This window comes from Streptomyces sp. NBC_00080, from assembly GCF_045041255.1.
Classification (GTDB): domain Bacteria; phylum Actinomycetota; class Actinomycetes; order Streptomycetales; family Streptomycetaceae; genus Streptomyces; species Streptomyces coriariae.
In genome coordinates this window covers 5,895,960-5,915,274 of the sequence record NZ_CP108235.1, presented here as the reverse complement: position 1 = coordinate 5,915,274, position 19,315 = coordinate 5,895,960, and the positions used below count along the sequence as shown (strand labels likewise).

The 19,315-nt window shown below is 72.3% G+C and carries 18 protein-coding genes; 8 read left to right on the top strand and 10 right to left on the bottom strand.

The window, feature by feature from the left end:
- The first annotated feature begins 94 nt into the window (after positions 1-94).
- A complete protein-coding gene (locus OHU34_RS26480) occupies positions 95-223 on the top strand; it encodes a hypothetical protein (protein ID WP_268267490.1) in 129 nt (42 codons plus the stop codon).
- A gap of 79 nt (positions 224-302) precedes the next feature.
- Here OHU34_RS26480 and OHU34_RS26475 read toward each other — a convergent pair whose 3' ends face one another.
- The 7 genes from OHU34_RS26475 to OHU34_RS26445 all read right to left on the bottom strand — a co-directional run bounded on the left by OHU34_RS26475 (position 303) and on the right by OHU34_RS26445 (position 8,895).
- Positions 303-1,619, bottom strand: coding sequence for a glycoside hydrolase family 36 protein (locus OHU34_RS26475; RefSeq protein ID WP_230195636.1), 1,317 nt, complete (start codon positions 1,617-1,619; stop codon positions 303-305).
- Positions 1,620-1,711: 92 nt separating this feature from the next.
- Positions 1,712-2,596: a carbohydrate ABC transporter permease gene (locus OHU34_RS26470; RefSeq protein ID WP_020131803.1), complete on the bottom strand. Its 885-nt coding sequence runs from the start codon at positions 2,594-2,596 to the stop codon at positions 1,712-1,714.
- On the bottom strand, positions 2,593-3,573 hold the full coding sequence (locus OHU34_RS26465) for a carbohydrate ABC transporter permease (RefSeq protein ID WP_142264470.1): 981 nt from the start codon (positions 3,571-3,573) through the stop codon (positions 2,593-2,595). Before OHU34_RS26465 ends, OHU34_RS26470 begins: the two co-directional genes overlap by 4 nt.
- 33 nt (positions 3,574-3,606) lie before the next feature.
- Positions 3,607-4,923: an ABC transporter substrate-binding protein gene (locus OHU34_RS26460; RefSeq protein ID WP_142264471.1), complete on the bottom strand. Its 1,317-nt coding sequence runs from the start codon at positions 4,921-4,923 to the stop codon at positions 3,607-3,609.
- 249 nt (positions 4,924-5,172) lie between these two features.
- Positions 5,173-6,639 (bottom strand): cellulose binding domain-containing protein, encoded by a 1,467-nt coding sequence (locus OHU34_RS26455; protein ID WP_405768609.1) that lies wholly within the window; start codon positions 6,637-6,639, stop codon positions 5,173-5,175.
- A 163-nt stretch (positions 6,640-6,802) separates the two neighbouring features.
- The gene (locus tag OHU34_RS26450; RefSeq protein WP_142264473.1) at positions 6,803-8,179 is read right to left on the bottom strand and encodes a HAMP domain-containing sensor histidine kinase; all 1,377 of its coding nucleotides are present in this window, start codon (positions 8,177-8,179) and stop codon (positions 6,803-6,805) included.
- Positions 8,176-8,895, bottom strand: a complete 720-nt coding sequence (locus tag OHU34_RS26445; RefSeq protein ID WP_200839695.1) for a response regulator transcription factor — start codon at positions 8,893-8,895, stop codon at positions 8,176-8,178. Before OHU34_RS26445 ends, OHU34_RS26450 begins: the two co-directional genes overlap by 4 nt.
- 154 nt (positions 8,896-9,049) lie before the next feature.
- Here OHU34_RS26445 and OHU34_RS26440 point away from each other — a divergent pair, with 154 nt between their 5' ends.
- Positions 9,050-9,583, top strand: coding sequence for a hypothetical protein (locus OHU34_RS26440; protein WP_405768606.1), 534 nt, complete (start codon positions 9,050-9,052; stop codon positions 9,581-9,583).
- Between the two features lie 40 nt (positions 9,584-9,623).
- On the opposite strand, the gene OHU34_RS26435 is transcribed toward OHU34_RS26440, so the two are convergent.
- Together OHU34_RS26435 and OHU34_RS26430 are read right to left on the bottom strand one after the other, a co-directional pair.
- Positions 9,624-10,490, bottom strand: coding sequence for a spermidine synthase (locus tag OHU34_RS26435; RefSeq protein WP_142264476.1), 867 nt, complete (start codon positions 10,488-10,490; stop codon positions 9,624-9,626).
- Between the two features lie 237 nt (positions 10,491-10,727).
- Entirely contained in the window at positions 10,728-11,117 is a 390-nt protein-coding gene (locus OHU34_RS26430; RefSeq protein WP_142264477.1) for a hypothetical protein, read from the bottom strand.
- 256 nt (positions 11,118-11,373) lie between these two features.
- On the opposite strand from OHU34_RS26430, the gene OHU34_RS26425 reads away from it, so the two are divergent.
- Entirely contained in the window at positions 11,374-12,831 is a 1,458-nt protein-coding gene (locus OHU34_RS26425; RefSeq protein ID WP_142264478.1) for a tetratricopeptide repeat protein, read from the top strand.
- A gap of 74 nt (positions 12,832-12,905) precedes the next feature.
- Here the strand turns inward: OHU34_RS26425 and OHU34_RS26420 are convergent, their stop codons facing one another.
- Positions 12,906-13,499: a histidine phosphatase family protein gene (locus OHU34_RS26420; RefSeq protein ID WP_142264479.1), complete on the bottom strand. Its 594-nt coding sequence runs from the start codon at positions 13,497-13,499 to the stop codon at positions 12,906-12,908.
- Positions 13,500-13,722: 223 nt separating this feature from the next.
- Between OHU34_RS26420 and OHU34_RS26415 the strand changes: the two genes are divergently transcribed.
- The 5 genes from OHU34_RS26415 (at position 13,723) to OHU34_RS26395 (ending at position 19,221) form a co-directional block, all read left to right on the top strand.
- On the top strand, positions 13,723-14,676 hold the full coding sequence (locus OHU34_RS26415; protein WP_142264480.1) for a phosphatase PAP2 family protein: 954 nt from the start codon (positions 13,723-13,725) through the stop codon (positions 14,674-14,676).
- Entirely contained in the window at positions 14,627-15,748 is a 1,122-nt protein-coding gene (locus tag OHU34_RS26410) for a hypothetical protein (RefSeq protein WP_142264481.1), read from the top strand. Before OHU34_RS26415 ends, OHU34_RS26410 begins: the two co-directional genes overlap by 50 nt.
- Positions 15,739-17,337 carry a hypothetical protein gene (locus OHU34_RS26405; protein ID WP_230195633.1) on the top strand — a complete coding sequence of 533 codons (1,599 nt, stop codon included), beginning with the start codon at positions 15,739-15,741 and terminating at the stop codon, positions 17,335-17,337. The genes OHU34_RS26410 and OHU34_RS26405 overlap by 10 nt, the downstream gene beginning before the upstream one ends.
- A complete protein-coding gene (locus OHU34_RS26400) occupies positions 17,334-18,674 on the top strand; it encodes an AAA family ATPase (RefSeq protein ID WP_405768600.1) in 1,341 nt (446 codons plus the stop codon). Before OHU34_RS26405 ends, OHU34_RS26400 begins: the two co-directional genes overlap by 4 nt.
- 178 nt (positions 18,675-18,852) lie before the next feature.
- Positions 18,853-19,221 (top strand): hypothetical protein, encoded by a 369-nt coding sequence (locus OHU34_RS26395; RefSeq protein WP_020132289.1) that lies wholly within the window; start codon positions 18,853-18,855, stop codon positions 19,219-19,221.
- Positions 19,222-19,315: the final 94 nt, after the last annotated feature.

The following is a 19,315-nucleotide window of genomic DNA, read 5'->3' as shown; positions in this document are numbered from 1 at the left end:
GGCCCGTCCGTGGAGAGGCTCGCCTCGCGGCTGGCCGGGGGCGCGATGGCCGATGTGGTGGCCGCGGTGCTGGAGCGCCGCGGGGGGCGAGCGCATGCTGATCTGCGTCGACCAGTTCGAGGAGCTCTTCGGCCGGCCCGTGGACGACGGGGCGGCGTTCGCCGGGGCGCTGGGGGCCTGCCTCACCGAGCCCCGGCCGGCAGCCCCCGCCCCGCCCGACTGACCGGCCCCCGTCGAAGAGGCGGTCGGCGTGCCCGGGTCGTCGACGTCACCCGGTGGTCGGCGTCACCGCACGCGACGCGTCATCGGTCGTCTGCCGACAGCAGACGGCGGGTGGTGTCCACGCCCCAGATGTCGAGCGACAGCAGCCGGTCGCTGGATGCCATCAGGCCACCGGTCGCCTCCACGTGCGCGGCCCACCGCTCGCGGGTCTCCACCGCCGGACGGGCCATCAGACAGTCCGGGTCGTTGGTCCAGAGCCGGCCGTGCTGCCACTGGCGGCCGGCGCCGGTGAACTCGGCCGGGTCCTGGCCGGGCTGGCTGTAGTCGTCGGCCTCGGGACGGCGGTGCGGGGCCGTGTCGGGGCTGACCCGCATCGCGTCGAAGAGTCCGAGGGAGGGCAGGATCGGCGCGCCGCAGCCCAGGAGGTACGCGTCCGGGCCGATCGCCGCGCGGATCAGCTCGACGCCCGAGCGGTACGCCGTCAGCGCGTCCACGGTGTCGTCGTGCCGTACGCCGTCCAGCGCGCCCGCGTACAGGAAGTCGACCTTGAAGTAGTCGTAGCCCTCGGCGCGCAGAGTCCGGAAGACGTCCGTCAGGTAGGCCGCCGCCTCGGGGTGGGTGGTGTCGAGGACCCGCAGGTCGTGGCCCCAGTTGTGGCCGGCGTGCGCGAAGCCGCCGTCGGCCGAGCGGACCAGCCAGTCGGGGTGCCGGGCGGCCAGTTCGCTGCTCGGGTCGACCAGGAAGGGTGCCGTCCAGATGCCCGCGCGGCGGCCCCGGGCACGGATGGCGTCGGCGATGCCGGAACGGGAACGGAAGCGGCCCGAGAGGACGAGCCAGTCGCCGAGGGCGCGCTGGTAGCCGTCGTCGATCTGGACGACGTCGACGGGCAGGTCGAGGGTGTCCATCGCGCGGAGGTTCTCGTGGATGTCGTCCTCGGTGACGTTGGTGAAGTACTCGTACCAGGAGCACCAGACGGTCGGCGCGGGGCGGGGGGCCGGGAGGCCGAGCCCGGCGGCCCAGTCGGACAGGAGCGCCTGGATGCCGGTGCCCGTGTACTCCTTCACCGGGCCGTCGGCGCTGATCTCCGCCACGGATCCGGCCCGGGTGAGGCGGATGGACGGCACCTCCGACGCCGGGTCCGGCGCCGCCCACAGCCGTACCGGTGAGCCGTCGCCGGGGTCGAGGGCCAGCAGCCCCTCCCCCTGGAAGGCTCCCGCGGGGACGGTGACCCCGGGGCGGTAGCAGACCGTCGCCCAGTTGTCGTTCGTCGGGCGGTACGGGGTGTCGCGGAGGGCGTAGGAGCCGCTCGGGCTCCAGGACTGCCAGCCCTCCTCGTGGACGCGGGCTCGACGCGGGTCCACGGGGACGGCGGCCACCGGGGTGAAGGGGTGGTGCACGGGGTTCTCTTTCACGGGGAGGGGCGCGGGGTGGGGCGCGCCGAGGAGGGGGCGCGCCAGGGAGGGGCGCGCCCAGACGGAGGAGGCGGGCGTCAGCCCTTGTTGGCGCCCAGGGTCAGGCCGCTGACGAACTGGCGCTGGAGCACGAAGTACACGATCAGCGTGGGGATCGCGGTCAGCAGGGCGCCGGCGGCGACCAGGTTGGGGTCGGTGAAGTACTGGCCGGAGAGGTTGTTCAGGGCCGAGGTGATCGGCATGTTCTCACCGGTGGAGATCAGCACGATCGCCCAGAAGAAGTCGTTGTAGATCCAGATGGAGAGCAGGGTCGCCAGGGCCGCCATCGCGGGCTTGCACAGCGGCAGCACGATCTGCCAGTACAGCCGCCACACGGACGCGCCGTCGACCAGCGCGGCCTCGGTCAGCTCGTGCGGCAGCGAGCGCATGTAGTTGCTCAGCACGAAGGCGCAGAAGCCGGACTGGAACGCCACGTGGATCAGGACCAGGCCGAGCGCGGAGTCGTAGAGCTTGCCGCTGACCGTGATGCCCGGCAGGTCGACCAGGAGGTACAGGCGGTACAGCGGGGTGATGATCACCTGCTGCGGGAGCAGGTTGCCGGCCGTGAACACCAGGAGCAGGAACAGGTTGACCCGGAAGTCGAAGCGGCTGACGTAGAACGCCACGCACGACGACAGGAAGAGGGTCACGAGCACGGCCGGGACCGCGATCAGCAGCGTGTTCCCGAAGTAGTGCAGCATGTCCGACTGCTGGAACGCGTCGGTGAAGTTGTCGAGGCTCAGTTTGTCGGGCCAGGAGACATAGCCCTTCTCGCTGGTCTCCGCGTAGGGGCGCAGGGCCGCGAACAGGGCCCACAGCAGGGGCGCCAGCCAGGCCAGGGACGTCACGACGAGGAACGTGTGCAGCAGGATCCGGGCGGGGCGGACGGGGGTGCGCTGCTTGGACGCGAGGGTCGCGCTCATGCTCGCCGCTCCTTCCGGAAGGTCGCGATCAGGTACGGGATGATCACGGCGAGGGAGATCACCAGCAGGACGACGGCGATCGCCGATCCGTATCCGATGCGGCTGGACTCGCCGATGATGTTGTTGGTGACCAGGATCGACAGCAGTTCGGTCCCCTGGGCGCCCTTGTTGAAGACGAAGACCAGGTCGAAGGCGCGCAGGGCCTCGATGATCGTGACGACGAGGACGACGGTGTTCGTGGGCCGCAGGGTCGGGAAGACGACGTTCTTGAACGTCTGCCACTCGTTCGCGCCGTCCAGTGCGGACGCCTCGCGCAGGGCCGGGTCGACGCTCTTCAGGCCGGCCAGGTAGAGGATCATCATGTAGCCGGCGTGCCGCCAGGAGGCGGCGATGAGGATGGCCCAGAGGTTGAGGTCCGGGTCGCCGATCCAGTCGATGTAGTGGCCCGGCTCGTTGGCGCCGATCAGGCTGTTGATCAGGCCCGTGTCCGGGTTGTAGACCAGCTGCCAGACGAAGCCGATGACGGCCATGGAGACCACGACCGGCAGGAAGAAGGCCGTCTGGTAGACCCGGCTGAACCGGATCCTCTTGTCCAGCTGGACCGCCAGGAAGAGCCCGAACGGGGTCGGGATCAGGATGAGCACGACGAACCAGACGACGTTGTGCTGGACGGCGGGCCAGAACTGCGGGTTGTTGCTGAACAGCTCCCTGAAGTTGTCCAGCCCCACCCACTTGATCGAGTCGAAGCCGATGCCGTCCCAGGTGGTGAAGGCGAGGGCGACGGAGGCGAGGGCGGTGACCCAGACGAGGGCCACGTGCAGGATCGTCGGCACGCCGGCCATCAGGCCGAGCGTGAGCCGGTCGCGGCGGGTCAGCAGGCGCCGGTGGCCCTGCGGAGCGCGCTTCTTCGGGGTCGTGGTGCCCGGAGGCGGCTCGGCGGCCGCCTCCGGGATCTTCGTGGTCGTTTCGGAGCTCATGTGTCGGTGCTCATCCGCCTCGGGCGACGCGGCTCAGCCGGACGCGAAGATCGTCTTCTTCTGACGCTCGATCGACGTCAGCAGGCTGTCGATCCCCTTGGGGTCGCGGACGAACTTCTGGAGCGCGGGCTGCATCACCGTGGAGGTGAAGTCGGGCCGGCTGTCACGGTCCATGAACTGCGTGAGGTGCTTGGCGCCGCTGATCATCGCGTACGCCTTCTTCTGCAGGGCGGTGTACGAGGAGGTGTCGGCCTTGGAGGAGGCGGCGACGACGCTCGGGTCGGCCTTGAGGTAGATCGCCTCGGCCTCCGGGGTGCCCAGGTACTGCAGGAGCTTGACGGCGGACGCCTTGCTCTTCGGGGCCTTGGAGAGCATGAAGCCGTCGGTGGGCGCCTCGACGGTGTCCTGGCCGTAGGTCGGGTCGATCTCCGGGAAGGCGAAGAAGTCGAGGTCGTCGGCGTCGGCCTGGTTCGTGAACTGCTGCGCGACGAAGGTGCCCAGCAGATACATGCCGGCCTTCTTGGAGACGAGGGTCTGGGCGGCGTCCTGCCAGGTGCGGCCGACGGCGCCGTCCTGGTGGTAGGGGAGGAGCTCGGCCCAGTGGTCGAAGGTCTTGCGGACCTTCGCGTCGGTCCAGGAGGCCTTGCCCGCCATCAGCTCGACATGGAAGTCGTAGCCGTTGGTGCGGAAGTTGATCTGGTCGAAGGTGCCGAGCGCGGGCCAGGCGTCCTTGTCGCCGAAGGCTATGGGGACGAGCCCGTCCTTCTTCATCTGCTTGCACAGGGCGACGAGCTGGTCCCAGGTGGTGGGGACGGTGTAGCCGTGCTGCTGGAAGACGCTCTTCCGGTAGAAGAGCGCCCAGGGGTACGTGTACAGCGGCACGAAGTAGTACTTGCCGTCCTCGCCCTTGCTGAGCGCCTTCATCGCGTCGGGGAAGTCGCCGCCGATCTGCTGCCACACGTCGTCGATCGGGGTGGCGAGCTTCTTGGCCGCGAAGAACTGCATGCGGTAGCCGGCGAACCAGTTGAACACGTCGTCCGGGGTTCCCTGGAGGTAGGAGTTGATCTGCTCCTGGAACGTGTTGTGGTCCTTGGTGTTCACGTCGACCGTGATTCCGGACTGCTTCTTGAAGGCCGCGTAGATCTCCGCGAAGGCCTTCTTCGGGACGGCGTCGGAGGCGTTGGAGCCGAGGGTGACGGTCTTCGGGTCGGCCGCGGTGCCGCTGCCGCCGCAGGCGGAGAGCAGGGGTATACCGGCGCCGAGCACGGCCGCGCCGCCCATACCGCGCAGAAGGGTACGACGGCTCGGGGAGGGGAGAGCGAGGCGGCCGGAGGGGGAGAGGTGGTGCATGAGCGGCTCCTGACGCGAGGTTCGGCCACAGCGTGTGGCTGAAAGCCGGTCGCAATCGACCAGAAATCAACTTGACCGAACACGGGGTGGCGCAATAACAGCCGTATGTCCGGTCATGCGTCAAGAGCCGCTGGCTTCATTTGTCGAAACGTAATCGACATACCTTGATCGCTTAAGTGATCAACTCCCGCTCTCCTTCTTGATCATTTGATTGATCACTTATAGGCGACGATCACTTGTAGGCATCGATCACTTGTAGGCGACGAACGCCTTCGAGAACGCGGAGTCGGTCTGGACGATCGAACTGCAGGTCGCGTCCGCGTAGTTCTTGGCCCCGCCCGCGCACTGCTTGTCCCGGGTGGCCGACCACATCGACAGCGGGCCGAGCCCCTTGGCCTTGGCGAAGGCGACGAGCTGGGTGGCGTCGTCGACCTTGAATATCTCGGACGTGACGTCGTTCACACCGATCATCGGGGTGACCCCGACCGTCTTCCAGGCCGCGCCGTCGCTGAGCCCGAGGACGCTCTTGACCTGCGCCTGGGTGGCGGTGGCGGCCTGCTCGGCATAGGTCCCCATGTCGCCGCTGTACGCCGGCCCGTAGTCCATCGCCATGATGTTGACCGTGTCGATCCCGACGCCGGCGGACTTGGCGCCGGCCAGCAGGTTCACCCCGTCCTGCGTCAGCCCCTCGGGCATCACGGGGAGGGTGAACGAGACGTTCAGATCCGGGTGCTGCTGCTGGAGCTTCGCGATCGCCTGGGCGCGGCGGGTGTTGGCCGCCGTGTCGGGCAGCGCGCCGCCCTCGATGTCGAAGTCCACCTTGGTCAGTTGATAGGCGTCCACCGCCTTTCCGTACGCCGCCGCCAGCGCGTCCGCCGAGGAGCAGGTCGTCGCCAGCTCGGAGCCGGAGGCGCCGCCGAAGGAGACCCGGACGTCACCGCCCTTGGCCCGCAGCGCCCCGATCTGAGCGGCCACACCGTCGCTCGCGAGGTCGGTCACACCACCCCACTTGGGCGTGCAGCCACCGCCGTCGGTGACGAACGCCAGGTTGTAGTCCTTGACGCCGGTCGCGCTCACGCTCGCCAGGAGGTCGAAGGCGGGGTACAGGGAGGTGTCGACGTAGGGGGCGAACCCGGCGGAGGCGGTGGTGCCGGTACCCGTGCTCGCGCTGGCGCTCGGGGCGGGAGAAGTGGTCGCCGAAGAGGTGGGCGAGGAGGTGGCGGTCTGGCTCGGGGCCGTGGTGGGGCTCGCGCTTCGGGTCGGCCTGCCACTCGGCTCGGGCGTGGCGCCGTCGTCGGCGGAACACTGGGCGCCGTCGACCAGACAACCGGCCGGATCCCCGCTGCCGGTGACGACGAAGCCGACGGTGACGGACTCCCCGACGGCGAGCCCGTCGGTGTCCCACTTCGGCGGCGAGACGGTGACGTGCTGCCCGCTGACGGCGGACTCGCCGTTCCACAGGGAGCTCAGTTTCGCCCCGGCCGGCAGCTCGAACTCGAGCTTCCAGTCCGCTTTCACCCGACCGCTGTTGTTCGTCACGACGTACTGCGCGGTGTATCCCGTCGACCAGTCGCTGGTCCTGGTGTAGGCGGCCCCGATGCCGGCCGCCTGCGCGGTACCGCCGAGCAGCACGGCCCCGCCGCCCACCACGGCCGCGGCGACCGCGCCGCCGATCATCTTGTTCCTGCCACTGATCCTGCGCCGATGCGTGCTCATCACGTGCCTGCCTTCACTGCTCACGGGGATCCCGAGGGGGGTGCGGCAGCACGCTAGCGATCCCGAACCGGGCAAACCGCCTGACAGGGACGGCCGTCGAGGTTCTTAGGGAGCGCTTAAGGAACACATCGGGGGCGGTTAAAGGTCGAGACCAATTCGCCCCTCAGGAACGGCCGACGAGCGCCCGCCGCCGTCTGCGGACAGCTCCCCGGTGGCCCCTGCGCACCGGCTCCCGCCCGTCCAGCTGGATCCAGAGCCGCACCTCGGTGCCGCCCAGTACCGAGGAGCCGATGCGGACGTCACCGCCCGTCGACTCCGCGAGCCGACGGACGATGTCCAGGCCGAGGCCGGTCGAGCCCGCGGTGCCCGAGCCCCGGCCGCGCGCCATCGCCGCCTCGGGGTCGGCGATGCCCGGGCCCGCGTCCGAGACGAGGACGATCACCGCGTCCTCGCCGTTGTGGACGTCGACCGCGAAGGCCGTGCCCTCCGGGGTGTGCCGGAACACGTTGCCGAGCAGGGCGTCCAGTGCCGCGGCGAGATCGGTACGGGCCACGGGTATGCGGACCGGGCGGTCCACACCGGCCGTGCGCACCTTGCGGCCCTCGTCCTCCGCGAGCGCCGACCAGAACGCCATCCGCTGCCGGACCACCTCCGCCGCGTCGCAGCCCGCGCCCGGACCGGCGGCCGCCGTCTGCGGCTTGGCCTCGCGCGCCGTCCTGATGATCGTGTCCACCTCGCGCTCCAGCTGGGCGACGGCGGTCCTCGTCTGCTCGGCGGCCGGAGACTCGCCCAGGGAGGCCGCGTTGAGCCGCAGCACGGTCAGCGGGGTCCGCAGTCGGTGGGACAGATCCGCCGCCAGCTCCCGCTCGTTGGCCAGCAGTTGGACGACCTGATCCGCCATCGAGTTGAACGCCACCGCCGCGAGCCGCAGTTCGTTCGGCCCCTCCTCGGGCACTCTCGCCCCGAGCTTGCCCTCCCCCAGCTCGTGCGCCCCCTCGACCAGCCGCCTGGCCGGCTGCACCATCCGTACGCCCAGCCGGTCGGCGACGGCGACCGAGCCGACGACCAGCGCGGCCCCGACCGCCGCCAGCACCGCCCAGGCCGTGCCGACGCCGTTGCTCACCTCGGACTCCGGGACGTACACCTCGATGACCACGGTCCCCAGGCTCAGCGCGACCGGCTGGAGCAGGGCGGAACCCCCCGCGACCTCGGTCGTGGAGGCGCGGCCCAGCTTCCGTACGGCCGCGATGTCCGCGTCCGCGGCGCGCTGCCGGCCGAGGTCGACGGCGGCCCGGCCGTCGCTCGCCGGCAGATGCACCGCCATGCCGTCGTCCGAGCCCGCCGAGGCGACGACCCGCTCCAACTGGTCGCGGTCGGTCGTGATGGACAACGCCGGGACCACGACCGCGGCCTCCCGCTCGGCGTTGGAGAACGCGCGGTCGCGTGCCATCTCCTTGATGACGAGGCCGAGCGGGACGGCGAAGGCGACCACGACCATCGTGGTGACCGCCAGACAGACCTTGACCAGTGCCCATCTCATCGGATCGGTCCCGTCCCCCCGGAGTCGCAGACGGGCGGCTCCAGCTTCACGCCGACACCCCGCAGGGTGTGCAGATAGCGCGGCCGCGCCGCCGTCTCGCCCAGCTTGCGGCGCAGCCAGGACAGATGGACGTCGATGGTCTGGTCGTCGCCGTAGGACTGCTGCCACACCTCGGCCAGCAGTTCCCGGCGCGGGACCACGACCCCCGGCCGGCCCGCGAGAAAGGCCAGCAGGTCGAACTCACGGCGGGTGAGGTCGAGCCGTACGCCGTCCAGTTCGGCCTGGCGGCGCAGCGGGTCGACGGTCAGACCGCCGACCCTGATGACGCTGGAGGGCGAGGGCTCCGCGGCACCGGACCGGGCCCGCCGCAGCACGGCCGCCATCCGCGCCGACAGGTGCTCCACCGAGAACGGCTTGGTCAGGTAGTCGTCCGCGCCCGCGTTCAACAGCCGGACGATCTCCGTCTCGTCGTCACGCGCGGTGGCGATGATGACCGGCACGTCCGTGATGCCGCGCAGCATCTTCAGGGCCTCGGAGCCGTCCAGATCGGGCAGGCCGAGGTCGAGGATGACCACGTCGAAGCGGAAATGGGCGACCTCGCGCAGCGCCTCCAGTGCCGTACCGACGCTGCGCACGAGGTGCGAGGCGTCGGTCAGCTGCCGGATGAGCGCCGAGCGTACGAACTGGTCGTCCTCGACCACGAGCACACTTGCCATGCGCCGCAACCTACGCCATGCGGGCGAGGGTCATTCGGGCCTGTGGACAACTCGGCTCCTGTGGACGACCGGTGAGTCGACCGTGCGCGGCCGAGGGAACGGCCGAGCACATCCGTGCGACACGGGTGAGGCGCGTGGGGCAAGATGGCCCGCGATGCGCAGAGGACTCGTACACGTACTGGCCTGGTCGCTCGCCACGGGCGCGGCGGTCACGCTGTCGTGGTGGGGTGTACACACGGTGATGGCGGGCACGGCCTACGACCCGCCACGCGCCCTGCCGCTCACCGCGGGCGACACGATCACGCAGGAGTCGAAGCCGCCGGCCTCGCCGACGAGCGGCCCGTCCGCGTCGCGGAGCCCGTCCCCGACCCCGAGCCGGACCCCGGCACCCCCCTCCCCCTCCCGGACGGTGTCGACCGCCGGTCCCTCCCCCAGCGCCTCCGGAACGCCCCGGGGCACGTACCGGGGCACGGTCAAGAGCTACGACACCGACGGCGGGCTGGTCGTCTTCGACCTGGGCAAGGCCTCCGCGTCGCTGGTCTCGGCGACGCCGGGCGCGGGCTGGTCGATGCAGGTGTGGAAGACGGAGTCGTGGATCCGGGTGGAGTTCAGCTCCGGCGCGGACCGGGTGTCGGTGTTCTGCACCTGGCACGACGGGCCGCCCCGGGTGGAGGTGGGCACGTACTGACGGCCGGAGCTCCGGGCGACGGGTCGGCCTGGGGAACGCCCTAGCGGAAGACCGAGGGCGGCGGGGCCGGTGAGGCCACCGCCGACGCGTCCACGACCGGTACCGCGCCGCCGGTGAAGTCGGTGAGCGCCCTGCCGTGCTCGACCCGGCCGGGGTGGGGGTCGGAGGCGGCCCTGCGGGTCAGTTCGGCGGTGGGCAGCGCCAGGTCGGAGGCGACCAGCACGGCGTTGCCGAACCGTTTGCCGCGCAGCACGGTCGGGTCCGCGACCAGCGCGAGTTCCGCGAACCGGGCGGCGGCGGTGGCGATCTGGCCGCGCAGATGCGCGAGCGGAGGGCCGTCGGCGAGGTTGGCGGCGTAGGCCCCGCCGGGCTTGAGCGCCCTGCGGACCTCGTCGAGGAACTCGGTCGAGGTGAGGTGGGCGGGGGTCCGGGCGCCGCTGAACACGTCTGCCAGGACGAGATCCGCCCACCCGTCGGGCACCTTGGCGAGCCCTTCGCGTGCGTCGACCGACCTCACCCGGATACGCGCCCCCGGGTCCAGCGGCAGCTCCCGGCGGACGAGTCGGACGAGGGCCGCGTCCCGTTCGACGACCTGCTGGGTGGAGCGGGGTCGGGTGGCGGCGACGTACCGGGCGAGGGTGAACGCGCCGCCGCCGAGATGCACGACGTGCAGGGGCTTGCCGGGCGGTGCCACGAGGTCGATGACATGACCGAGGCGCCGCTGGTACTCGAAGGAGAGGTGAGCGGGGTCGTCGAGGTCGACGTGCGACTGGGGGGCTCCGTCGATGAGCAGCGTCCAGGCCCGCGCCCGGTCCCGGTCGGGTACGAGCTGGGCGAGCCCGCCGTCGACGGGCTCGACGACGGCGTCGGCGTCCCGCTCGCGCCGGGTGTTCCTGGACTTTGCCATGACAGCATTTTCGCAGGCCGCGGACGCTCCCCGCGCGCCCGGCTCAGGGCGACCGGACAGCGAACGGACAGCGGCCGGTCAGGGCCGGACGGCGAGCGGGAACGGGCCGCACCAGCAGGCGGGCACAGGCCGGGCGAGCGGGAGCCGGACGAGCGGTCGCGGAGCTCACGGACACGCGCGTGCGCTCGCGGGCCCACGCGCAGCCGGATGCCTCGCCGGTCACATCGGGAGGCGTCCTCACCGGCAGCTGTCCGCCGCCTCGATCAGCCGGGCCGCCTCACCCAACGCCCGCCGCAGCACCGCCGGATCCGTCGCGAGGTCGGCCTCACCGGGGGGCACCAGCCAGTCCGAGCCCTGGGCCGGCGCCTCGGGGGCGAGTCGCAGCCCCCTGCCGTCGGTCTTCGTACAGGTACTGCCCGGCATGTCCCAGGCCGCCGCCGTCCCGGCCGGCACCACGAAGCCGAGCGTGTCGTCGCCGTCGTCGTGCAGGACGGGCCCCACCCCGTCTCCCGTCGACCCCCTTCGCAGGATGTCGACCGCCTCCAACCCCTGACGGGTCGACACCGTCACCAGGTCGCACGCCGCCACCGATGCCATAGAAGGAACGTTGCTCTGGCTGGTCTCCATCCCGGCCTCCACCGCGCAGCCCGCCTGTAGTCCACAAGGTTCAACGCCTCACGGCGTCAAGGGCTACGGCGGAAGTCCGCCGCAAAGGATGGCAGTTCATGGCAGATCACGGATGAGATATCCGGTTTGTAGCCAAACACCGCATGGCGGCCCGACCACAGCAGGTACGTTCTTGCCCGCCGGGAACAAGGGTGCCACACGGACAACTCATCCCTATTCCGGCATGGTTCGACGGTTCGCACGAGAGGACCCGGCCATGGCGTCGTCAACGGTGACCCCACCTCGGCCCGACCGGCCGGCACGGCCCAACCTCGCCTTTCGCCACCTGCGCGGACATCGCTCACCCGCCGAGTTCGCCGCACTCGTGCGGCGGGCGGCGCGGGAGATCGGCGAGTGCGTCAGCTGTGACGCGCGCTACATCGGGCGCGTCGAGGCGGGCGAGATCCGCTGCCCCAACTACGCGTACGAGCGGGTGTTCCTGCACATGTTTCCCGGCCGCACGCTCACCGATCTGGGGTTCGCGCCCCGCGCGTCCGTGCGCGGACGAGGGGCGCGCACCCCTGAGGACGAGCCCTGCGCGCACACCACCAGACCGGAGCGCACTACCAGTGACGAGCGGAACACGGCTGAGACGGGTGGGACGCACCAGCCGTATGACACGCAGGACCCGTACGACAAGTACCACGACCACGAGGAGAGCGACGTGCTGCGTCGCGCATTCATGACCGGCGGAGGTGCCACGATGGCCGCCGCCACGCTGGGCCCCCTCGGGCTCGCCCACGACGCGTCCACGGCCCGTCCCGTGCGCCGCGCGGGAGCGAGCGAGGCCGGCGCCCTCGAAGAAGCGGTCCGCAGGATCCGGCTGCTGGACGACCGGCACGGGGCCGACGGGCTCTACCGGCGCGCGGCCGCCCCGCTACGCGCTGCCTACGCGCTGCTGGACGCCGGTACGACCCGGCAGACGACCGCCGACCGGCTCCACTCGGGCGCCGGTGAACTCGCCATCTCGGTGGGCTGGCTGGCACACGACTCGGGCCGGTTCGACGACGCGCGCTCACACTACGCGGAGGCGCTGGCGACCGCCCGGGTGACCGGGGACCAGGGGCTGGAGGCGCACGCCTTCTGCAACACGGCGTTCCTGGCGCGGGACTCGGGCCGGCCCCGCGAGGCCGTCCGTGCCGCCCAGGCCGCCCAGCGCGTCGCCCGCCCCCTGGGCTCACCCCGCCTGATGTCGCTGCTGGCGCTGCGCGAGGCGGGCGGCTGGGCGGGGCTCGCCGACCGCACCGGCTGCGAACAGGCCCTCGTCCGCGCGCAGGCCCTCTACGACCGCGGTCCCTGCGACAGCGACCCCGAGTGGATGAGCTTCTACGGCGAGGCCGAGCTCGAGGGGCTCGAGGCGCAGTGCTGGTCGACGCTGGGCGACTGGCCCCGCGCGGCCCGGCACGCGAAGCGGGCGGCGGACCTCCAGGACCCGCACTTCTCCCGGAACATCGCGCTGTACACGGCCGAGCTGGCGGACGACCTCGCGCGCGGGGGCCTTCCCGACGAGGCGGCGGTGGCCGGGATGCGGGTCCTGGACCTGCTGGACCAGGTCCAGTCCTCCCGGATCCAGACGATGCTCGCGGGTACGGCCAGAGTGCTGTTGCCGCACCGGCGGGCGGGGGGCGTGTCCACCTTCCTGGAGCGGCACGCCTCGACACCGCGGATGGTGTGAGACCCGGCCTCCGCAGCCGCCCGCGGTCACCGCTGCCGTCCGCGACCACCTGCGATCATCCGAGGTGCCCGCGGTTACCCGAGGTGCCCGAGGTCGTTCCAGCTCTCGATCGCCGGTTCGCCGTAGGCCCAGCCCAGGACCGACAGTGACGTCGGGTTCAGCCGGATCCGGGCCGCGAAGTCCAGCGGCAGGCCCAGCCAGCGCGCCCCGATGGAACGGAGAATGTGCCCGTGGGCGAAGACCAGCACGTCCCGGTCCGCCGAGCGGGCCCAGGCGACGGCTTCGTCCGCGCGGGCGGTCACCTCGGCGAGCGTCTCCCCCTCGGGGACGCCGTCGCGCCAGATGAGCCAGCCGGGCCGGACGGCCTGGATCTCGGCGGGGGTCATGCCCTCGTAGGCGCCGTAGTGCCACTCCATCAGGGTGTCCCAGGTGGTGGCCCGCTCACCGAAGCCGGCGAGCTCGCACGTCTCACGCGCGCGTGCCAGCGGGCTGGTGCGTATCTCCACGTCCGTCAGGCCGTCGTACGGGGCCCGGTGCAGCCGCTCGCCGAGCAGCTTGGCGCCGCGGCGGCCCTCCTCCAGGAGAGGCACATCGGTCCTGCCGGTGTGCTTGCCGGACAGCGACCACTCCGTCTGTCCGTGCCGGGCCAGCAGGATGCGCGGTGCCATGGGGGACCTTTCCGGGGAGACCCTGAGAGGGATCAGGGAAGAAACCAGGGGCGGAGCCCTTCCATCATCGCTCACCCTGAACAGGGGCAACCCGGTGGGCGATCTCAGCGTCTTTGAGAGCCGGGGGGCCCACGAGGGGCGCGCGCACGCGCCGTAAAGTGGCCCGTCCCGAGCCACTGGCACACCAGCGACGAGACAGCGACACGAAGGGGGAGGCAATCGGATGCCGCAGACCGAGACACCAGGCACCGAGGCGGCCCCGCGGACACGGCTGCGCTGGTGGACCGAGGTGCCCCTGCTCCTGCTGGTGTACGCCTGCTACTCCGCGGGCCGGCTGCTCGCGCGGGGCGATGTGACCACCGCCGTCGACCACGGCCTGGCGATCCTGCGCGTCGAGAAGTTCCTGCACATCAACGCCGAGCATCCGCTGAACCGGCTGTTCAGGACCGAGGCGTGGATCGGCGTACCGGCCGACTTCTGGTACGCGTCACTGCACTACGTGGTGACGCCGGTGATCCTGGTCTGGCTGTTCCGGTCCCGGACCCAGCTCTACCGGGCGGCCCGCACCTGGCTGATGACGTCCACGTTCATAGGTCTCATCGGCTTCACGCTGATGCCCACCTGCCCGCCCCGGCTGCTGTCGGCCGGCCACGGCTTCGTGGACACCATGGCCCAGTACAGCTCGTACGGCTGGTGGGGCGGCGAGGCGAGCGCGCCGCGCGGCATGGGCGGCATGACCAACCAGTACGCGGCGATGCCGAGTCTGCACGTCGGCTGGGCCCTGTGGTGCGGCGTCATGCTGTGGCGGCACGGGGGCACGCGTACGGCGAAGACGGCCGGTGTCGTCTACCCGCTGGTGACGACGCTCGTCGTGATGGGCACCGCCAACCACTACTTCCTCGACGCGGTCGCGGGCGCGGCCGTGATGGCCGTCGGGCTGCTGCTGACGCCGTTGGTGATGCGCGGCGCGGACCGGGCCCGGGTGTGGTTCGCGGGCCGTGTCCCCCTGGTCGCGGCGGCCTCTCCGACCGCATCGGCCTCGATTGTCAGTGGCGGATGCCAGACTTCGACGGGTGAGCGAATTCCACGGCAGCGCGAGTCACGGTTCGGCCCAGGAGCCGAGCCGGGTGCCACCCCCTCGGACGCGGGGGACGGCGCTCCGGCAGCGGCTCGCTGAGCTGCGCGGCCCCGACGTTCCGGCCAAGGCGCTGGACGCCCGTGCCCTCGCGGCGCTGGCGGCGAACCCGGGCTGCGAGCGCCGCGCGATCCTCGACGGCGCCGGGGTGGACAAGGCGACGCTGGCGGACGCGCTGGGCTCGCCCTCGGCCTTCGGACAGTCCCAGTTCGCCCTGACCCGCGGCAACGCGTTCGAGGCGAAGGTGAAGGCGGACGGCGGCGCGGAACTGCTGCGACTGGTGCACGAGCGGCTGGATCCCGGCGCCGCGCCGCCCGTCGGCGCGGCCCTGCCCGACCTGTCCGCGATCGGCCCCGAGGGCCGCACCGCGCGCACCGCGCTGGCGCTGCGCGAGGCCACCGGGGCGACCGGCACCTGGACGCTCCTGGACCATCCGATGATCGCGCTCGACGTCGCGGGCTCCCCCGCCTTCCTGGAGCCGGACGCCGTGGTGGTGCACCCGGACGGCAGCTGGACGGTGGTGGAGATCAAGTCCTTCCCGATGCTGGACGGCTCGGCGGACCCGGCGAAGGTCGGTGCGGCCGCCCGGCAGGCCGCCGTGTACGTGCTCGCCCTCGAGGCGGTCGCCGCCCGCCTCGATCCGGCCCCGCGCGTGCGCCACCGGGTGCTCCTGGTCTGCCCCAAGGACTTCTCCAACCTGCCCACCGCCTCCGCCGTGGACGTGCGCAAGCAGCGCGCGGTCACCAGCCGCCAGCTGGCCCGCCTCACCCGCATCGAGGACATCGCCGACACCCTCCCCGAGGGCACCTGCTTCTCCCCCGAGCTGCCCGCCGAGCAGCTCACGGCGGCCGTCGAGGCGGTCCCTGCGGCGTACGCGCCCGAGTGCCTGGCCGCCTGCGAGCTGGCGTTCCACTGCCGTGAGCGGTCCCGCGCGGCCGGCGCGGTCACCTCCCTGGGCCGTTCCGTGCGGGCCGAACTGGGCGGGCTGACGACCGTCGAGGACGTCCTGGCGGCGGCGCGCGGCGAGAGCGGCGACCCGCGGGATCCTGCGGTGGCCGCCCTGCGCCGGGCGGCACGGCTGCGCACCGAGGCCCTGGGGACGATGTGTCACTGATCACCACGCTCGCCCGCCTCGAGGCCGTCACCACCGGCCGCGCCCAGCCCACCGCCACCGTCCGGCACCGGCACCTGTCCGAGCGGCCGCTGGTCTTCGTGCCGCTGACCACCGCCGGTGAGGCCGGTGCCCCGCTGGGCGCGCTGGTCGGCACCGACCGGGAGGCGCCGCGGCTGCTCGTCGTGGCGCAGCCGCGCGACCGCGAGCTGAGGTTCGCGTTCCTCGCCGAACTGGCCGACGTCGTCCTGCCGTACCTCGACTCCTACGCCGACGTCGTCGAGGCCGCCGAGCGCAGCGAGACCGACCCGGAGACCGGCAAGCGCGTCAAGGTCGAGGTCGAGCTGTGCGCCGACGCGCCCCAGCTGATCGTCCCGAGCCGTGCGGGCGTCGACTTCGTACGCCTCCTGGGCCGCTCCATGCGCTTCCGGCGGACGGCGGAACAGGACCCGGAGACTCCGTATCCCGCGCCTTCGCGCGTGCCGCTGCTCGGCCGGTGGCTGACCCACTTCGGGGAGCGCTCCCGGGTGCCCGGCTCCTCGCTGCTGACGGCGATGACGGAGGTCCTGGGGCGGCACTGGGCGACCGGACAGTCCAGCCTGGAGGACCAGCACCTGGGGGCGCAGCTCGCCTGGATCGCCCCGCCGCCGGGTGAGACGGGCGCGCAGGCGGCGCTGCGCGCGGAACTCGCGCGGGACGCCGCCGGACAGCTGCGGTGCCCGCCGGCCGGTCCGGCGACCGACCCGGCGTTCGACAACAAACTGCTCGCCCCGGCCATCGAGCGCTACGACCGCGCGCGTACCGCCCTGGCCACCGCCGAGGACGGCCTCCAGGCCGACGACCGGCTGGGCGCCCTCACCGCGGCCGAGCAGGAGATCCGCGAGCTGGTGAAGAGCCGGACGCTGCCCACCTGGAACAGGGTGTGGGAGGGCCTGGACCTGCTGCGGGCGCTGCCGGAGGGCGCGCACGTCGAGGAGCGGTGGACGCGCGACCGCTGGTCGTTCACCGGCCACCGCGACCGGGTCGTCGCCGGTGAGCCCCCGCAGCCGCGCCGCGACGACGCGGTCACCGCCGCCAACAAGCTCGCCACCCGCGAGCGCGAACAGGCCCGGCTGGAGGCGCAGGAGGCGCTGGACGACCCGCTGGTGATGGCGGGACGGCGGCTGGCCGGGGAGGCGTTCGCGGGCGAGGTCGTCGACGTGGTCATGGCGTACAGCGAGAGCAAGCGGCCGAGCCCGCGCCCGCTGGTCACCGTACGGACGGACGACCGGCCGCATCTCGGGGAGCGGGCGAAGGTGTTCCGGTCGCTGGGCGGGAAGCCGCAGGCGGCCGAGTTCGTGGGGCGCGACGGCGAGGAGGAGGACGGCCTGCTGGTGCTCCGGATCGTCGACAAGATGGGCCGCGGCAAGGAGCCCGAGGTGGGGTCCGTGCCCGAGAAGGGCGACCGGCTCTGCTTCACGCTCTTCGAACACGAGCAGCGCGGCGGCGCCAAGCTGCCCGATCCGGAGGACACGCCGTGGACGCACGGCGGTCCGCCGGGCGAGCAGGCGCCCGAGGTCCCCGATTCCGTCACCCAGGAGGATGTGCTGTGACCACCGAGGCCGCCTTCGACCCCGGTACCGCCGCCACCCGCGCCACCGACGCGATCCTGCGCGACACACTGCACGGCACCGCGCGCGGGGTGGTCGTCGACTCCCCGCCCGGCGCCGGCAAGTCCACGCTCGTCGTCCGGGCGGCGCTGGAACTGGCCGACGCGGGGCGGCCGTTGATGGTGGTCGCGCAGACCAACGCGCAGGTCGACGACCTGGTCGTACGGCTCGCGGTGAAGAACCCCGAGCTGCCGGTGGGCCGCCTGCACAGCAGCGACGCCGACCCGTACGACAAGGTGCTCGACGAGCTGCCGAACGTACGGAAGTCGGCGAAGGCGGCGGAGCTGGCCGGCCTGCCGGTGGTGATCTCCACCGCCGCCAAGTGGGCGCATGTGAAGGTCGACGAGCCGTGGCGGCACGCCATCGTGGACGAGGCGTACCAGATGCGGTCGGACGGGCTGCTGGCCGTGGCCGGGCTGTTCGAGCGGGCGCTGTTCGTGGGCGACCCGGGGCAGCTGGACCCGTTCTCGATCGTGGGCGGCGAGCAGTGGGCGGGCCTGTCCTACGATCCGTCGGCCTCGGCGGTGAGCACCCTGCTCGCCCACAACCCCGAGCTGCCGCAGCACCGGCTGCCGGTGTCCTGGCGGCTTCCGGCGTCGGCTGCGCCCCTGGTCTCCGACGCGTTCTACCCGTACACCCCGTTCCGCAGCGGCACCGGACACGGCGACCGGAGGCTGTCCTTCGCGGTGCCGCCGGACGGCTCCGGCACCGACCGGGTGATCGACGAGGCGGCGGAGTCGGGCTGGGGCCTGCTGGAGTTGCCCGCCCGGCACACGCCCCGGACCGACCCGGAGGCGGTGCGGGCGGTCGCGACGGTCGTCCGGCGGCTGCTGGACCGGGGCGGCGCGGCCACCTCGGAGCTCTCCCCCGACCCCACCCCGCTGACCGCCGACCGGGTCGCGGTCGGCACCGCCCATCGCGACCAGGCGGCGGCGGTGCGGGCGGCACTGGCGGAGCTGGGCGTCGCGGACGTGACCGTGGACACGGCGAACCGGCTCCAGGGCATGGAGTTCGACGTGACGGTGATCCTCCACCCGCTCTCCGGCCGCCCCGACGCCACCGCCTTCCACCTGGAGACAGGCCGCCTGTGCGTCCTGGCCTCCCGCCACCGGCACGCGTGCGTGGTGGTGTGCCGGGCAGGCGTGGGCGACCTCCTCGACTCCTACCCGTCGACGGAACCGGTCCAGCTGGGAACCCTCGTGAAGTTCCCGGACGGCTGGGAGGCGAACCACGCGGTGCTGGCGCACCTCGCGGAACACCGGGTGCGCTGGAGACCCTGAGCGGGCGGGAGTATCGGGGGCCCGAGGCCGTGACCCGGCGGGAACATCGGGGCGGCCGGGAGCCTTGAGACTGCGGGGCCGAGGGCCTCTTGCGCGACCGGGGGACAATGGAGGGTGGTCCACTCCACCGGTGCTGTCCACCCGTGGAACCATCCGAACCGTACGAGGAGGAGAAGACATGGCGGAGCCCACGCCGCGTCGGAACGAACCGCGGCTTCGCCCCGCGCCCCTGCTCTTCGAGCCCGCCGAGGCGGCCGGTGATCCGGAGCACTTCTTCGACCTGGAGTCGATAGACGATCCGGCCGCGTTGCTCGCGCGGGCGACGGAACTGACGCTCGCGTTCCGGGCGGCCGCCGACCGGGCGGTGGAGTTCCAGGCCATGGCCGCCGCACAGCTCGCCGATCCGCGCCGCTTCGACCGGCTGACACCGGCGGACATCGGCGAACGGGCCGAGTGGACCGAGGACTACGCGAAGAAGATGGTCGAGTTCGGCCGGGATCTGCTGCGGGGCGACACCGAGGGTCGGGGGCACGCCGACCCCGTCTGAGCGCCGCGCCCGCCGCGCCGCGTCCGCCCTGCCCGCCTGGCATATGCCGGGCGGGCAAGATACTCCTCCCCGTCCCCTCCCGTCCCGGTTTCCC

What these genes read in the sequence shown, in the direction of transcription:
- OHU34_RS26430 (WP_142264477.1), bottom strand. Translation starts at nt 11,117, where the DNA reads ATGGAGACCAGCCAGAGCAACGTTCCTTCTATGGCATCGGTGGCGGCG.
- OHU34_RS26445 (WP_200839695.1), bottom strand. Translation starts at nt 8,895, where the DNA reads ATGGCAAGTGTGCTCGTGGTCGAGGACGACCAGTTCGTACGCTCGGCG.
- OHU34_RS26455 (WP_405768609.1), bottom strand. Translation starts at nt 6,639, where the DNA reads ATGAGCACGCATCGGCGCAGGATCAGTGGCAGGAACAAGATGATCGGC.
- OHU34_RS26425 (WP_142264478.1), top strand. Translation starts at nt 11,374, where the DNA reads ATGGCGTCGTCAACGGTGACCCCACCTCGGCCCGACCGGCCGGCACGG.
- OHU34_RS26420 (WP_142264479.1), bottom strand. Translation starts at nt 13,499, where the DNA reads ATGGCACCGCGCATCCTGCTGGCCCGGCACGGACAGACGGAGTGGTCG.
- OHU34_RS26450 (WP_142264473.1), bottom strand. Translation starts at nt 8,179, where the DNA reads ATGAGATGGGCACTGGTCAAGGTCTGTCTGGCGGTCACCACGATGGTC.
- OHU34_RS26395 (WP_020132289.1), top strand. Translation starts at nt 18,853, where the DNA reads ATGGCGGAGCCCACGCCGCGTCGGAACGAACCGCGGCTTCGCCCCGCG.
- OHU34_RS26415 (WP_142264480.1), top strand. Translation starts at nt 13,723, where the DNA reads ATGCCGCAGACCGAGACACCAGGCACCGAGGCGGCCCCGCGGACACGG.
- OHU34_RS26460 (WP_142264471.1), bottom strand. Translation starts at nt 4,923, where the DNA reads ATGCACCACCTCTCCCCCTCCGGCCGCCTCGCTCTCCCCTCCCCGAGC.
- OHU34_RS26465 (WP_142264470.1), bottom strand. Translation starts at nt 3,573, where the DNA reads ATGAGCTCCGAAACGACCACGAAGATCCCGGAGGCGGCCGCCGAGCCG.
- OHU34_RS26480 (WP_268267490.1), top strand. Translation starts at nt 95, where the DNA reads ATGCTGATCTGCGTCGACCAGTTCGAGGAGCTCTTCGGCCGGCCCGTG.
- OHU34_RS26435 (WP_142264476.1), bottom strand. Translation starts at nt 10,490, where the DNA reads ATGGCAAAGTCCAGGAACACCCGGCGCGAGCGGGACGCCGACGCCGTC.
- OHU34_RS26440 (WP_405768606.1), top strand. Translation starts at nt 9,050, where the DNA reads ATGCGCAGAGGACTCGTACACGTACTGGCCTGGTCGCTCGCCACGGGC.
- OHU34_RS26470 (WP_020131803.1), bottom strand. Translation starts at nt 2,596, where the DNA reads ATGAGCGCGACCCTCGCGTCCAAGCAGCGCACCCCCGTCCGCCCCGCC.